Source organism: Kitasatospora sp. NPDC057500, from assembly GCF_042802195.1.
In the GTDB taxonomy this organism is placed as follows: Bacteria; Actinomycetota; Actinomycetes; order Streptomycetales; family Streptomycetaceae; genus Kitasatospora.
Window position 1 is genome coordinate 1 of the sequence record NZ_JBHVER010000051.1, and the last position, 16,079, is coordinate 16,079.

The following is a 16,079-nucleotide window of genomic DNA, read 5'->3' on the forward strand; positions in this document are numbered from 1 at the left end:
GCCCGCCCGCACGCGGCGGCCGCCGCGTGCGGGCGGGATGGCTCCGATCACCATCTCGCGATGTCGGGGCCGACCCTGGGCAGGGCCCAGGGCTCCACGGCGCCCGTGACCAGGTCGGCAAGGAACTGGACGGCTCCGCCGGTGTAGTGCCACCAGGTGGAGCTCCGCGAGGCGACAGTGACCGCCGGCTCCTGCGGCCCGGCAGGACCGGTGGCCCACAGGAAGAGGTCGCCCTGGTTCGAACCGGCCCAGGGAAGCAGCCCGCCCGGCGCGGGGAAGGGGTGGAACGGCGCGGCGAGGTTCGCCTCTGAGTACAACTCCTCCAGATCCTCCAGCGATCCGCGTGCACCCTCCACCCAGAGCTGCTCGTGGCCGCGCTCCGGCCCGCCGAAGCCGAGGGACCTGCTCCACTGCGGTCGGCTGCGCGCCACCACGACGCGCCTGGGCTCTCTGTGCCCGTGGCGCAAGGGGCCGCTGCCGCTGCTGGACAGTGCCACCCGGCTCGCCGAGGAACAGGAGGCGGCCGTGCTGATGGCCGTCACCGAGCCCCTGTCCGTGCTGACCGGCGGCCCCGGCTGCGGAAAGTCCTTCACCGTGAAGGCGATCCTCGGCCTCGTCGAAGCGGTCGGCGGCCGGGTCGGCCTGGCCGCGCCCAGCGGCGTGCCGCGGCCGACGTCTACCTGCACCGGCACGCGATGCTGCGCGTCGATCAGCAGGTGGTCGACCGCCGACGGGCCGAGCAGCGCCGCATCGGTGCTGAGGTTCGCCGGGCCGAGCGGAAGGCGTGGGCCGAGGCTGCGGAGGCTGCGCGCCGGGCGCTGCCATGCGAGGACTGCGGCGCGGAGCACGCGGGTGGGCTGTGCGGGTCGTGCTGGGCCGTACGGTCTGTCCGCGCCGTGGTGGGCGACTGCGTGGACCTGGCCCTCGCCGGGTCCGCGGACCTCGCCGACCACCACGAGGTCAACGCCGTCGCCCTCCGAACTGAGGCCGAACTGCGCGCGGCGCCGGCCACCGCCTGCCCCGCCAGCGCCGGCGCCGGCCCCGAGGACGTCCTCGGATCCGATCTGCAGACCGTCCGAAACGCCGTCGACACCTACCAGACCGACGCCCTCGCCCGGCCGGCCCGTACGCCGCCGGCCGACGCCCGGGCCCGGAGCGGGGCGTCGGCCCGGGGCCGGTCAGATTTGGTCCGTGCTCCAGTCCCCGTTGTCCGTGTGGGGGTGGCCCATGGTCAGCCGCACGTACCGGCGGACCTGGTCGAGGTTGCCGATCTGCCCGACGGTCGGGATGTCGACCGGGGTGGTGTTCTGGCCCGAGGAGACGCGGGAGTAGTACCTGGACAGGGCGTCCCAGGAGTTCTCCAGGTACTGCTGCTGGATCGGCAGGTCGCGGACCTCCCAGTTGTTCATCGCCGCGCGGAAGGTGCCCTCGACGTCGTTGAATCGGGCGGCCTCGGAGAGCGCCTGGATCATCAGGCTCAGCGACCGGGCGGTGGCCTGACGGTTGCCCCACGGGTTGCTCTCGCCCGCGAGCTGGACGATGGAGTACCGCATGTCGATCCAGCTGATCGGCATGGCCTCCCGGCCCCGGCCGGCGGCGTTGCTGAGCGAGTTGTAGTTCGAGCCGATGTTCAGGGTCTGGACGTTGTGGTTGACCGGCGGCGCGGGAGCGGTGGTCTCCCTGATCCGCGACTGGAGGGCGTTGCCGATGTCGCTGAACTGGTAGGTGACGCCCTGCTCGTTGGAGAAGCCCCAGATGTACAGGTTGGAGGGGTTGATCCAGATGTCGGTGTGGCGGCGCTGGCCCCGGTCGTCGAGCGCGGTCAGCGAGACCTGGACGAGGCCGACGTCCTCCAGCTGCGTCTCCTGGGTGTTGTAGCCCGCCACCGCGGCCCGCAGGCTGGCCAGGAAGGCGGAGTACCGGATCCGCTCGTCCCCGCTCGGGCCGTACTCCGACAGGTCGAACCACACGTGGGACATCTGTCGCCACTCGGTGCGGGCCTGGGCGGTCCCGGCTCCGCCGAGCACGCCCGTGAGGGTCATGCTCAGGCCTACGCCGGCGAGGAGGACGGAACGGAGCCGTGCGCGGCCGGTGGTGCGCTTCTTCATCTTCTTCTCTCGTGATACTGCCGGAGCCAGGTCCTGACGACCGATCCGGTTCGCGGAGGCGCCGACAGGGGCGCCGCGGTGTTCTTCCGGGCAGCATCGTGGCACGACGGCGAATGGCCGGTGCATGCCGGGAACGGGACGCCGCGTGCCCCGCGCGGGAGGCGGCCGGACGACCGTTGAGGCGGGCGGGGGAGGGGCCGAGCGCGCCTCCCCTGCGACTCATGATCCATCAACTAGGCGATAATAAAAAGGAGTTGACGATACATCAGAATTTTGGAAGAGGATGCCCCAGCAGCGTTCGATCGGGGCCGCCCCCGCCCGCTGTCGGCCGTGGACGGGCGGCGCTTCGCTCCCGCAAGCGTGCAGGGTGGGTGCAGCGGTGGGCGCGGACGGGCAACACGGACGACATCCTCCGCCCTCGGGCGCCCGGGGCGGTCGACGGCCGGCGGTTCGCGCCCCGCCGGGGTTCGCGCGCGAGCGTGAGCTCCTCGTAGAGGTGTTCCTCGCCCTGGTCGCCGCCCACGGCTGGACCCTCGGCACCGTCGGCACTGCGGGGCGTTTCCGGTTCCCGAAGGCGCGGCTGGTCGGCTACCTGACCGACCTCACGGCCCCCGTCAATGCCGTCACCCCGGCCGAGCCCGAGGACGTCCGCCTGGCGGGCCTGCTGCTCGGCACCCGCCTGGCGTCGGTGTCCGGCGGCCCGATCGCCTACGTCGCCACCAACCCGACCACCACCAATACCACCGACGCCACCGACGCCGAGGGGGAGCGAGCCTGATGGACCGGAAGTCGTACACCGCCGAGCTCGCCGGTCTGCGCGAGCTGCGTGCCGGGATCGCGGCCGCCGAGAAGCAGGTCGCGGCCGCGCGGAAGGAGCTGGACAAGCTCACCGCCCAGCGCTCGCGCCGGGTTGCGGGGCTCGCGGGGTACGAGGGCGCCCAGGCCGCAGCGGTCGCGAAGGCCTCCGGGCTGTCGGTCGGTGACGTGGTGCGGATCGCCCCGCTGCTGGACCCGACCCCGGCCGCCGTCCGCACCGCCAAGGCCGACGACCAGGCCGCCGCCGTGCCCGCCCCGGCCCCGGCGCCCGAGTTGGTCGACGAGCCCGCGGCTGCGGTCGCTCCGGCGCTGACCCGCCCGGCTCCCGTCCGCGAGCAGCCGGCCCCGGCCGCCCCGGTGACAGAGGCGCCGGCCGAGGTCGAGGACCAGGCCGTCGCCGAGCAGGCCACCCCCGCCGCTGCGCCGGTCGTCCCGGCCGCTTCGGTCGCTGCCGCGCCGCGCCCGGCGGTCGAGGCCGGCCCGCGTGAGCTGCCCACCCTCCCGGAGGGCCCGGCCGGTGCCCGGTTCGAGGCTGTCACCACGGGTCTGGTGTCCAAGCGTCCGAACTTCGTCCAGCAGGCCCGCGCCACGGTGTTCCTGGACGCCGCGACCGGCGACCTCGCGGTGCGCGACCGCGTGGTCCGGCTCGACCTCGGCGCCCGCACCCCCGGGGAGATCCTGGACGCCGTCCTTGCGACCGCGCCCGGCACCGAGCGCATCTACATCACCGCCGGCGCCCCCTGGCACGACGGCGCCGAGCGCTACTCCACCCTCAAGGACGCCGTCGCCGCCTGGCTCAACACCCCCTCCGACCGCTGGACCACCGCCGTCGGCTCCGGCCGCGACAAGCTCGCCGGGCAAGGGGCGGGCCCCCGCCGCGTCGGTTGCGGTGGGGGCCCGGTTGGTTGGTGTGGTTGCAGGTCAGGTGGTGGCGGGGTTGAGGGTCCAGCGTTGGTTGGCGCCGGCGTGGCAGTCCCAGATGCCCAGGCGGGTGCCGTTGGTGGTGTTCCATCCGGGCAGTTCGAGGCAGCGGCCGGAGTGGGGGTTGTAGAGGCTGTTGTCGGCGCGGCGGAGCCATTTCTGGCCGCCCTTGAGGTTGTCGCAGTCGGTGAGGATGACGGGGGTGCCGTTGGCGGTGCCTTCGTCGCGGACGGTGACGCACTTGTTCTGGATGATCAGGGCGTGGTTGTCGGTGTTGAACTTGAACTTCTGGTTGGGGCCGCTCCAGCAGTTCCAGACGCCGATCTCGGTTCCGGCGCCGAGGTTGTCGAGGCATTTGCCGCTGTCGAGGGCGCTGTTGACGCTGATGGCGGTGTTGTTGATGGCGAGGTTGCTGACCTGGGGGTCGGTGAGGGCGTAGGGGTAGGCGCGGACGTCGCCGATGGCGCCGCGGAAGCCGTCCTCGTCGTGGTAGTAGATGGTTCTGGCGGCGCCGATGGTGAGGGTGCCGCCGCTGGACCAGGGGTGGGGGTTCTTGGCGGCGCCGACGGCCCGTCCGTTGACGTAGAGCGTCATGGTGGCCGATTCGGCGTTGTAGGTGCCCACGAGGTGGGTCCATTGGCCGATCTGTGGGCTGGCGAGGGGCGAGCCGCCCGCGAGGTAGTAGGTGTTGGTGTGGATCCAGTCCTCGTGGGGGGAGACGAAGGCCCAGGTGCCGGCGGCCGCCGAGTACTGGAGGTAGAAGGGGCTGCGGTCCTTGCCCCTGATCGAGAGCACGGTGCCGTAGCCGCTGGCGCTGTCGGGTCTGACCCAGGCGGCGACGCTGTAGCTGCGGCGGGTGTCGATGCCGGGGGCCTGGGAGCTGTGGTAGTAGCTGCCGCCGTCGAGGAGGGTCGCGTTGTCGGCCGTGTTGTTGCGGTCGGCGGTGAAGACGGGGTTGCCGGCGGGGATGAGCGCGTTGGTCGCGTTGCTGTCGACCACGGGCGTGCCGGGGTCGGGGTGGAGGGTGTTTTGGCGGTCCAGGTTGTACCAGTCCGGGGTCACCCGGGTGTTGGCGATCGTCTCGGGGCCGACGTCCCAGCCCATACCGGGGTTGGCGGCGTTTCCGGTGCGGTGGCCCCACCAGATCTGGATGTCGCCGGTGTTCTTGTTGAGGCCCCACAGGGCGGGGGCGCCGTTGCCGAGGAGGTCGCCGTCGGAGCCGAGGACGGGCCAGGTGTCGACGGGGACGGCGCCGATGTAGGTGGCGCCGGCGATGCCGGTGACGGTCGGGACGACGAGGGGGTTGCCGTTCTCGTCGAGGACCGGGTCCCCGAAGTCGGGGTCGACGACGTTGAGGGTGCCGGGGGTGAAGGTGTACGCGGTCAGCTCGCCCGAGGTCGCGGAGGCGTTCGGCGGGCGCATGTCGCGGGCCCACAGGCCTGGCCGGCCCTGCCCTGCCCAGTCGCCGGGGGTGATGAGCTCGCGGTCCTTCCATCCGCCGGAGGCGAGGCGGACCGGCTGGCCGAGCTGGTTGGTGGTGGTGGCGGGGAAGAACCACAGGGAGGCGTCGCTGCCGTCGCTGTTGGCCTCCACGGTGACGAGGCCGGTCTTGTTCTTGAACTCGAGTTTGATGTCGAGGTCGGTGTGGGCGGGGTCGCCGAGGGCGGCGACGCGCAGGGTGCGCGACCAGGTGTCGGCGTAGCCGGTGCAGTAGGCGGAGTCGTTGGGCGGTGTCACGCAGGCGGGCCGGCCGAGCGGGACCTTGCTGTTGTAGCGGCCGGTGGAGCGGGAGTTGCCGGGGTTGCCGTAGATGTAGAGGTTGGGGTGGTCCTTGACGTGGACGAACAGGTCGTCGACGTGCTTGCCGCCGGTGAGCGCGCCGCGGTGGCTGTACTGGACGGCTTCGGTGGCCCAGGTCTGCTGGTTCGGGGTGTCGGCGGGCAGGGCGGCGAGGGCCGCGGTGGGGCTCTTGGCGACGGTGTTGCCGGGGACGCTGTAGGTGCGCAGGTTGCCGGCCTGGTCGGTGGTGAGGATGTCGGCCGCGCCGTCACCGGTGACGTCGCCGAAGACCGGCTGCGGGCCGTCGGGGTTCCAGGGCACGTAGAAGGCGTACTGGGCGACCGGGGAGACGTTCCCGGCGTTGTCCTTGACCTGGATGTAGAGGATGTTGGTGCCCCAGGCGGTGGGGTAGACGGGCAGCCCGCCTGCGGGCATGGCGCTGCCGCACTGCCAGGACGCGGCCTCGAGTTGCGGGTCGAAGCTCCAGCGGGCGCAGACGACGCCGGAGGTCTGGCCGCCCGAGGGGTTGGGGTCGACCGGCGTGTAGGGAACGTAGCCCCACTGGTGGGTGCGCAGCTTGGTGCTCTGCCCGTTGCCCGACGGCGGGAACTGGGTGGCGAGCGCGTCGTCGGACAACTGGGTGTAGAGGGAGGGGACCTCGAGGGTGGGCGGTGTCTGGTCGACGCCGAAGTGGCAGGTGGGGGTGGAAGCCGACAGGCCGACCAGCTTGTCGCTGGACATGATGCTGTAGCCGTAGACGTGGCCGTCCTTGATGACGCCGGCGGGGACCGGGAAGGCCGCGAAGGAGCCGCTGCCGACGAGTTCGCTGTATCCGGAGGCGACATCGGGGATGCCGGGGACCATGTAGTCCCAGATGTGGCTCCAGGAGTACAGCTGCGTCTGGACGGTGCTGCTGACCTTGGCGTTGAGGTAGACGCCGTTCAGGTTGATGCCGGCGCCGAGCCAGCCCCAGCCGTTGCCGTCACCGTCACAGCCGTGGAGCTGCTGGGCGGGCGATTCGGTCTTCGGCACGGGGTGGGCGTACGGGTCGGTGGGGGTGTTGGGGATGCGGTCGTACTCCACACTGACGGTCGGCCGGTAGTCGAGGCGCTTGAAGGCGAGCGTGTCGCTCTCGTCGCCCTCGACGGTGAAGGCCAGGCTGTCAGCGCCGTTGACGTACGAGCGGTAGGCGGAGGTGACGTCGAACTGGAATACGGCGGGGTTGGGGCAGCCGGGGTTTCCGGAGCCGCCGACCATGGCGGTCGCCCCGACCTGGCCGCCGCGGTGCTGGGGGGAGTTGTTCCACGTGGTGCTGGTACTGATGGGCCGGTCCACGGCGTACAGCTTGAGCGGGAACGTCCTGTTGCAGTCGAAGAGGGAGGACTTCGCCTGCCACATCGTCATGGTGGCGGAGTTGATGTGGGCGTCGCCGAAGCCGTGGGTGTCGATCTGGAAGAAGGAACGCTCGATCCCGGTCTTGGCCTGGTACTCCTGCCGGCCGACGCCGGGCCGGTTGTACGGTTGTTGGGCCGTGACGGTCTTCCCGTAGTTGCCTATGTCCGGGTAGGCGGACTGGGTCCAGGTCCAACCGTTGCCGGTACGGTCGTCGGTGATCCAGCCCGGGTCGATGAACCACGGCCCCTGCCCGGTGGCGAGAAGGTCCTGGTCGGGGCTGAGGGTGATGCCGTCGGCGTCGGCACTGGTGGGCATGACCGCGACGCGGGCATTGCCGCCGGGGCCCTCGACGGTGCTGGTGGCCGGGACCTCCAGGTCCCCGGAGGTGGCAGCCGCTGCGTTGGCGGGTGCGGCCGGGGCAGTGGCACCGCCCGTCGGCGCGGGGGTGGCCTGGGGTGCCTGGGCCGGGGGAGTGGTGGTGCTGTCCCACATCCGGGGAGCGGGGGCGTGCCAGCGTACGGTGCCGTCCTCGGCGGCGGCCGTGAGGCTGTAGTCGGCGCCCGCGGTCACGCTCACCCCCGCAGTGGTCACGGGGAAGGTGACGGACGTCAGTGCCGGGTTCGCGGCCGCATCGGCGGTCTTCACCACCAGGACGGTGGTGAGGCCGCCGAACTTGGTGGCGGTCGCCTTCAGGTCGATGCCCGGGGCGACCTCGGGGTAGACCAGGCCGTCGCCGTCCTCGTCCACGTGCCCCTGGGTCAGGGGGAACGGCGAGTGGAGGGTGAGCTGCTTCCCGTCGGCACTGGTGAGGGTCGCCAGCGCCCCGGGGCCGCCGGCCGACAGACGGACGCCGGTGCCGGAGGCCTTCGGCCGGAAGCCGCCCCCGGGGTCGGCGACCAGGGTGGCGTCGAGTTCCGCCCACGTGCCGTTCTGCTTGACCCGCTGCCGCTCCACATGCTGCGTCTTGCGCAGACGGCCCTCGGGAGTGGCCACCGTGTCGCTGTACTCGTCGGTCAGCGATTCCACCGGCACCGCCACACCGGTGGCCTTGGCCTGGGCGATCGCCTTCTCGGCGTCCGTCGCGGGCGGGCGCATCGTGGCGTGCACGGCGTCCGCCTCGGCCATCACCTCGGCCAGGCTCTTGGGCCCGGACTGGGGCTCGGCCAGCGCAACGGGCGCCGAAAGACCGGCACACAGGACAAGCCCGAGCCCCAACACGGGCAGACGAAGGGCCGCAGGCCGGCGCCGGCGCCGGGCGGAGGGCGGTCTGGGGGACGAGGGCACGGCAAAGCCTTCCCGACGAGGAGAGTTGGCGCGGAAACGGCCGTGATCGGCGCTGCGCACAGGACAGACGCAACCTGTCGCTATATATGACGTGCCGTCAATAGTGCGTCCACGTCAGTGGGTTGATTTGCCATTAGTTCGAACGGTTCGTTCGTATGGTGATTTAAATCACATGGCGCGGGTCTTTGTCGACTCCTCGACACCGGTTGTAAACGACCCATAAGGTCGGCTGGCCTTTGATCAACTCGCCGTGTCCCCGGGCGCGGTCACCAACGGAGGGTGACGGTGTTCTCTCACCGTGCTGGATCGGCCCGTGTCCGGGCCGCCAAGCTGCGACGCTCGCGAACCGCCCTGCTCGCCACCCTGGCGGTCGTCGCCTCGCTGGTGGTGCCCGCCGGGGGAGTGGCCTTCGCCGCGGCCCCGGACTACCGGCGTGTCTGGTCGCCGCCGAACACCCCGCTGCCCGGTACCGCCTCGGTCGCCGGCAAGGATGCCCCTCCTGCGGAGCCCGCAGCGAAGGCCGTCCAGGCCGAGCCCGTCGAGGACAAGAGCGGCCGAGCCGCTCCCGTCGGTACGGCGACAGTCGACCTCGCACCGGTCCCCACCGCCGAGGCGAGCGCCGCCCGGCCTGACGCCAGCGCCACCACGCCTCGGGAACCGGCCGCGGCGCCCGCAGTGAAGGCCGGCGACCTGCCGGTGTGGCTGTCCTCCATAGCCGGCGGCGGCAACCCGCTGCCCGAACTGCGGGCAGACACCGCCAGTGGCCGGGTGACAAGCCCGAAGGTCAACGTCACGGTCGCCGACGCCGCCACCGTCAAGGCCGCCGGCGTCAGCGGCGCCCTCGTCGCGCTCTCCCTCGCCGACCAGCACCCCGCGACCACCGCGCGCGTCAGCCTCGACCCCGTCCAACTCGCCCCCGCCTACGGCGGCGACTGGGCGAGCCGCGCGACCCTCGTCGAGCTGCCCGCCTGCGCGCTGACCAGCCCGGGCGCCCAGCAGTGCCGCACCCGCACCCCCGTGCCCTCGCACTACGACCCGCAGACCAACAGGCTCGTCGCCGACGTCGACCTGCCCGCCGCGCAGGGCGCCCCCTCCTCACCGTTCGCGAAGACCTCCAGCGCCCCCGCGCAGGACTCCGCCACCACCGCGCCGGCGACCGTCCTCGCCCTGCAGGGAACCCCAGGCGGCGAAGCCGGCACCTACAGCGCCACCAGCCTCAACCCCAGCCAGGGCTGGTCCGCCGGCGGCTCCTCCGGCTCCTTCAGCTACAGCTACCCCGTCCAGATGCCCCCCAGCCTGGGCGGCGGCGTCCCGCAGATCGGCCTGTCCTACGACTCCGCGTCCATCGACGGCAAGACCTCCGCCACCAACTCCCAGGCCTCCTGGATCGGCGACGGCTGGGACCTGGGCTCCGGCTTCGTCGAGCGCTCCTACCAGCCCTGCTCGAAGGCCGGCATCGACAAGTCCGCAGACCAGTGCTGGGCCGGCGCCAACCTGACCCTCTCCCTCGCGGGCCACTCCGGCCAACTCGTCCCCAACGACGGCTCCTGCGACACCACCGACCCGCACAACGAACTGTCCAACTGCACCTGGCGCCTGCAATCCGACGACGGCACCAAGGTCCAGTTCCTCACCGGCGCCGACAACGGCACCTGGAACGGCTCCTACCTCAAGGTCACCGACACCGGCGGCACCACCTACTACTTCGGCCTCAACCACCTCCCCTCCGCCCAGGGCACCCCCACCAGCACCGGCCCCGAAACCCGCTCCGCCTTCACCGTCCCGGTCTTCTCACCCAAGCCCGGCGACCCCTGCTACGACCCCGCCAAGGGCAACGCCTCCTGGTGCCACGCAGCCTGGCGCTGGAACCTCGACCACATCGTCGACCCCCACGGCAACCTCACCACCTTCACCTACGCCCCCGAGACCAACCACTACGCGCTCGGCGCGGGCCAGAACAACGGCACCGGAACGAACACCCCCTACACCCGCGCCGGCACCCTGCGCTCCATCGCCTACGGCCAACTCCTGTCCGACCAGCTCGCCGCCAACGGCACCCACCCCAGCGCCTCCCAGGTCCTCTTCGACACGGGCGAGCGCTGCCTCGTGGGCGGCTGCCAGCCCGACCAGCGCATCCCCGCGAACGCCGGCAACTGGCCCGACGTCCCCCTCGACCAGCAGTGCTCCGCCACCGACCCCTGCGCCAACGCCGGCCCCAGCTACTGGACCACCCGCTGGCTCACCGCCATCACCACCAAGGTCCGCGTCAACGGCGAGTACCGCACCGTCGACACCTACCAGCTGACCCACACCCTCGAAGACCCCCACGACACCAGCACCAACCCCAGCACCCCCTCCGCCGTCAAGCCCCTCATCCCCTGGCTCGCCTCCATCCAGCGCACCGGCCACAGCGCCGGCCAGGCCGACATCCCCCTCGCCCCGGTCACCTTCGACTTCATCCTCCTGCGCAACCGTGTCGACGGAACCGTCCCGGCACGCTCGGAGTTCTACCGCCCCCGCATCTCCGCCATCACCACCGAGACCGGCGGCGCCATCCGCGTCGAGTACCTCCGCCAGTCCTGCTCCCGCGTCACCAACACCATGCCGGCCGCCCCGGACAACAACACCCTCGCCTGCTACAACGTCAAGTGGTACCAACCCAACGCCCAACCGAGCGACGCCCCCGTCGACGACTGGTTCCTGCGCTACCCCGTCGCCACCGTCACCGTCGACCCCCGCGACTTCGTCAGGGGAACGATCGGCCAGACCACCACCTACACCTACGGCCCCGCCGCCTGGCACCGCAACGACACCGAAGGCATCGACACCGCGGTCCGCACCTGGGACCAGTTCCGCGGCTTCGCCTCCGTCACCGCCGTCACCGGCGCCCCCAACCTGCCGCAGGAACCGCAGACCAAGACCGCCACCTACTACCACCAGGGCATGCACGACGACCACGACGCCGCCGGCAACCCCCGCACCCGCACCGTCCAAGGCCCCACCAGCGGCCCGGTCACCGACCACGACTGGCTCGCCGGCCAGGTCCTCGAATCCGACACCTACGCCGATGCCGCCGCGACCACCCCCGTCGCCAGCAGCGTCAACACCAGCGCCAACCCCGGCGACCCTGACAACGCCCCCCAGACGACCGCCACCCACAGCCGCGGCCCCGGCCTGCCAGCCCTCAAGGCCCGCTACGCCGCTCCCCGGCAGAGCACCGTCACCGCCAGGGCCAAGAAGGCCGACGGCACCTGGCGCACCACCACGGACACCACCTTCACCGACGCGAACCTGCCCTACCTCCCCGGCAAGGTCCTCCAGCAGGCCGACGGCACCCCCGACGCGTGCGTGCGCACCACCTACGCCACCAGCCCCAGCTCCCCGATCACCAACGCCGTCGCCGAGACCTACACCGTCTCCGGCCCCGACGCCTGCAACGCCACCCCCACCGCCGCGAACACCGTCTCCGCCGGCCGCACGCTCTACGACAACCAGCCCTTCGGCAGCGTCGGCGCGACCGCCTCCGCCACCGGCCTCCAGGTGCTGGAGAAGTACGACGCCAACGGCACCGCCCAGTGGACCACCACCGGCACCAGCGCCTACGACGCCTACGGCCGCCCCACCACCGTCACCGACCCCACCACCACCGACACCGCCCACCCCAACGGCGCCGCGACCACCACCCTCTACACCTCCGCGGCGCCGGGCGAACTGCCCAACAAGAACACCGTCGTCGCCCCCGCCCCGGCCGGCACCCCGCAGGCGGCCACCGGCTGGACCTCCACCGTCACCCTCGACCCGACGCGCTCCCTGCCGCTGACCACCGCCGACGCCAACGGCCGCACCGTCACCCAGACCTACGACGCGCTGGGCCGCCTGACGTCCGTCTGGCAGGCCGGGCGCACCACCGCCGAGCCGGCCGACTACAAGTTCACCTACCAACTGCGCAACAACGGCACCTCCTCCATCACCACGCAGACGCTGCGCGCCGACAAGACCTACGAGAAGTCCATCCAGATCCTGGACGCCCTCGCCCGCGTCGTGCAGACGCAGAGCGACCCGGCGATCTCCGCCTACGCGGGCCGCCTGATCACCGACACCTTCTACGACTCCCACGGCCGCCCGGCCGCCGCCAACAACACGTACTACAACAGCCTCAACCCGCCCATCACCACGCGCTTCGAGCCCGACAACGCCAAGGTCCCCAGCCAGACCCGCACCGTCTTCGACGGCATGGGCCGCGTGGTCGCCGGCCAGTCCCTCGCCTACGGCGTCCCGCAGACCACCACCGCCACCTCCTACCCCGGCGCCGACCGCGTCGACGTCACCCCGCCGCAGGGCGGCCGGGCCACCACCACCGTCAGCGACTCGCGCGGACGCACCCTTCAGCTGTGGCAGTACCGCACGCCCGCACCCACCGGCAACCCCGCCGACGCGGACGTCACCTCCTACGCCTACTCCCAGCTCGGCACCGAGACCTCCCGCACCGACGCGGCCGGCAACACCTGGACCTACGCCTACGACCAGCGCGGACGGCGCACCAGCACCAGCGACCCCGACTCCGGCACCAGCACCGTCACCTACGACGCCGCCGGACGCGTGGCCACCACCACCGACGCCCGCGGCCAGCGCATCGCCTCCACCTACGACCTGCTCGGCCGGCGCACCGGCACCTACAAGGACTCCGTCGCCCCCGAGAACCGGCTCACCGGCAACACCTACGACACCGTGGCCAAGGGCAAGCCCGCCACCTCCACCCGCTACGTCGGCGGCCAGAGCGGCGCGGCCTACACCACCGCGGTCACCGCGATGGACACCGCCTACCGGCCCACCAAGTCCACCGTCACCATCCCCGGCAGCGAGGTCGGCCAGACAGGCCCGCTCACCTTCACCTACCAGGCCGTCTACAACCCCATCACCGGCGCGCCGACCAAGCAGTCCCTTCCGGGGGTGGGCGACCTGTTCGCCGAGGTGGTGACCTACAACTACGAGGCCTACGGCCTGCTGCACGACATCGGCGGACTCGGCGGCATCGCCTACGACGTCCAGTCCGACTACGACGCCTACGGCCGCACCATCCGCTCCACGATGAACCCGTACGGCACCCAGATCGTCACCACCAACACCTACGACGAATCCACCGGCCGCCCGATCAGCCAGTTCGTCGACAAGCAGACCGCCACCACCGGCTCGGTCCAGCACACCACCTACGCCTACAACCAGGTCGGCCGGATCACCGCGATCCGCACCATCCCCAACAACACCCCCTCCGCCACCGACCTGCAGTGCTTCAGCTACGACTACCTCGGGCGCCTCACCACCGCCTGGAGCGACACCGGGACCCTCCACCAGGAGCCCAACCCCGCCGTCGGCGGCCAGGGCCGCTGCTACAACGCCACCCCCACCAGCGGCGCCCAGGCACCGGCCGCCACCACCGTCGGCGGCTCCGCCCCCTACTGGCAGAGCTACCAGTACGACCTGACCGGCAACCGCACCGGCATGGTCGCCCACCACCCCGGCGGCGACACCTCCAAGGACGTCACCACCACCCAGACCTTCCCGGCCCCCGGGACCCGCAACACCCCCACCACCAACCCCGGCACCGGAGGCGGCACCGGCGGCCCGCACGCCCTGCTCACCTCCACCAACCGCGTCGGCGCCAACACCCCGACCACCAGCACCACCCAGTACGACGCCGCCGGCCACACCACCGCCGTCACCGACACCGCCGGCACCACCACCCTCACCTGGAACGGCGAGGACCGCCTCGAATCCCTCGCCAGCACCAGCGCCGGCACCACCACCTACGTCTACGACGCCGACGGCAACCAACTGGTGCGCCGCAACCCCGGCAAGACCACCATCAACCTCGCCAACGGCGACGAACTCGTCTACAACACCGCCACCAAGACCCTCACCGCCGCCCGCTACTACGCCATCCCCGGCGGCATCACCCTGGTGCGCCAGGGCGGCAACGAACTCACCTACCAGTTCGCCGACCACCACGGCACCAACAGCCTGGCCATCAACGCCAGGACCCTCACCGAGAACCGCCGCCCCACCGACCCCTTCGGCAACCCCCGCGGCACCCAGCCCTCCGTCTGGGTCGGCGACCACGGCTTCGTCAACGGCACCAAGGACGACGTCACCGGCCTCACCAACCTCGGCGCCCGCCAGTACCAACCCACCACCGGCCGCTTCCTCAACCTCGACTCCATCCTCGACCCAGGCGACCCCCAACAGTGGAACGGCTACGCCTACTCCGAGAACGACCCGGTCAACAAGTCCGACCCCAGCGGCCTCAAGTCCGAGGAATGCGGCACCCTCTACGACTGTGGCCCCGCCGGCACCATCACCATGAGCAACGCGGCTCAGACCACCGCGAACCCCGTTCCCGATAAGGCTCTTGACCGACTGCACGAGAGCGCTCCCGGCTACCAGAGTTCCGGCGGTGGCGGTGGCGGTGGCGGTGGCGGTGGCGGCGGTGGCGGTGGTGGTGGCAGTGGTGGCGGCGCTCCCGCCCCGGTGAACACGAGCGCCAAGAAGGCCGCGGACGCCAAGACGAAGGTCATGGACACCGGCAAGAAGCTCGCCAAGATCGTCGCCGACGAACTGGGCATCACCGACGCCATCGACTGCGTCACCACCGGCGACCTCGGCTCCTGCGGCGAAACCGCCCTCAACGTCGTGACCAGCATGTTCAGCGGCGGCCCCTTGACGAAGCTCCTCGCCAAGTACGCCTTCCGCTGGAACAAGGCCTACGAACTCGCAAAGACCCTCAAGACCCTCGCCGGCGAACTCTTCGACGGCCTCAAGACCTGGCGCCGCGAATCCAAGGCCGCCAAAGAAGCCGAAGACGCCATAGCGGCTGCCTGCCCACGCCCCATCTCGGCACCCCATAGCTTCCCACCGACGACACCCGTCCTCCTGGCCGACGGCAGCGCCAAACCGATCGGCGACATCACTGCCGGCGACCAGGTCCTGGCCACCGACCCTCAGACCAACACCACCTCCGCCGAAACCGTCCTCAACACCATCGTCACCCCCGACGACACCCTCTTCACCGACCTCACCCTCACCACCACCACCGGCCCCAGCACCCTCACCTCCACCCAGCACCACCCCTACTGGGACACCACCACCTCCCGCTGGACCCCGGCCGCAGACCTCCAGCCCGGCCACACCCTCCACACCCCCGACGGCACCACCGCCACCGTTCAGACGGTCCGCAACTACGACCTCCCCCCGACCGAGGCCCACGACCTCACCGTCTCCAACCTCCACACGTACTATGTGCTCGCGGGAACCACGCCGGTCCTCGTTCACAACTGTGGCGAGGGGTATGCGGACGTCTATTTCGATGACGCTGAGGGACATGCTTCTATCGCGGTGACGCATGGAGGAAATACGGTCCACAGTGAGGCCGGCTGGAGGGCGGCGTCTGGGGACCTATCGATCGCCGGCCTCCGTCCCGAAAATTCCCCGCATGCACCTGGAACAATTGTTGTCAGGGTCCCGCTCCCCAATGCCAAGAGGGCGCAGGATGCCCAGAGGGCTATGGATGAATACAGCATGGGGCCTTACAACAGCAATACGAACAACTGTGTGACATATTGTGCTCGAATCCTCGAGATTGGTGGCTACAAGGTTCCGGTGAGAGAATCCCAGGACGTCGCAGGTTGGCTGCTAAACTCTTCAAACCCGCAAAGGAGGCTGTAGTCGTGGCATCAGATGGGTGGGAGTCGCTAAAAGGAAAGCCGATTAATTGGCAGGCTC

General features: G+C 71.1%; 5 protein-coding genes and 1 pseudogene. 3 read left to right on the top strand and 3 right to left on the bottom strand.

All coding sequences use genetic code 11. The features are described from left to right. Positions 1-47: 47 nt before the first annotated feature. Entirely contained in the window at positions 48-431 is a 384-nt protein-coding gene (locus ACFU74_RS14035) for a hypothetical protein (protein WP_380756102.1), read from the bottom strand. A gap of 100 nt (positions 432-531) precedes the next feature. Here ACFU74_RS14035 and ACFU74_RS14040 point away from each other — a divergent pair. Continuing rightward, positions 532-600: pseudogene (locus ACFU74_RS14040) on the top strand (hypothetical protein); the annotation flags it as partial. A gap of 578 nt (positions 601-1,178) precedes the next feature. On the opposite strand, the gene ACFU74_RS14045 reads toward ACFU74_RS14040, so the two are convergent. Beyond that, the gene (locus tag ACFU74_RS14045) at positions 1,179-2,108 is read right to left on the bottom strand and encodes a ribosome-inactivating family protein (RefSeq protein ID WP_380756104.1); all 930 of its coding nucleotides are present in this window, start codon (positions 2,106-2,108) and stop codon (positions 1,179-1,181) included. A 496-nt stretch (positions 2,109-2,604) separates the two neighbouring features. Between ACFU74_RS14045 and ACFU74_RS14050 the strand changes: the two genes are divergently transcribed. Then, entirely contained in the window at positions 2,605-2,886 is a 282-nt protein-coding gene (locus ACFU74_RS14050) for a hypothetical protein (protein WP_380756106.1), read from the top strand. 959 nt (positions 2,887-3,845) lie between these two features. On the opposite strand, the gene ACFU74_RS14055 is transcribed toward ACFU74_RS14050, so the two are convergent. After that, complete coding sequence (locus ACFU74_RS14055; RefSeq protein WP_380756148.1) at positions 3,846-8,144, bottom strand: LamG-like jellyroll fold domain-containing protein; 4,299 nt, start codon at positions 8,142-8,144, stop codon at positions 3,846-3,848. Positions 8,145-8,588: 444 nt separating this feature from the next. Here ACFU74_RS14055 and ACFU74_RS14060 point away from each other — a divergent pair, with 444 nt between their 5' ends. Then, positions 8,589-16,022, top strand: a complete 7,434-nt coding sequence (locus ACFU74_RS14060; RefSeq protein WP_380756108.1) for a polymorphic toxin-type HINT domain-containing protein — start codon at positions 8,589-8,591, stop codon at positions 16,020-16,022. The last annotated feature ends 57 nt before the right edge of the window (positions 16,023-16,079 follow it).

What these genes read in the sequence shown, in the direction of transcription:
- ACFU74_RS14055 (WP_380756148.1), bottom strand. Translation starts at nt 8,144, where the DNA reads ATGGCCGAGGCGGACGCCGTGCACGCCACGATGCGCCCGCCCGCGACG.
- ACFU74_RS14045 (WP_380756104.1), bottom strand. Translation starts at nt 2,108, where the DNA reads ATGAAGAAGCGCACCACCGGCCGCGCACGGCTCCGTTCCGTCCTCCTC.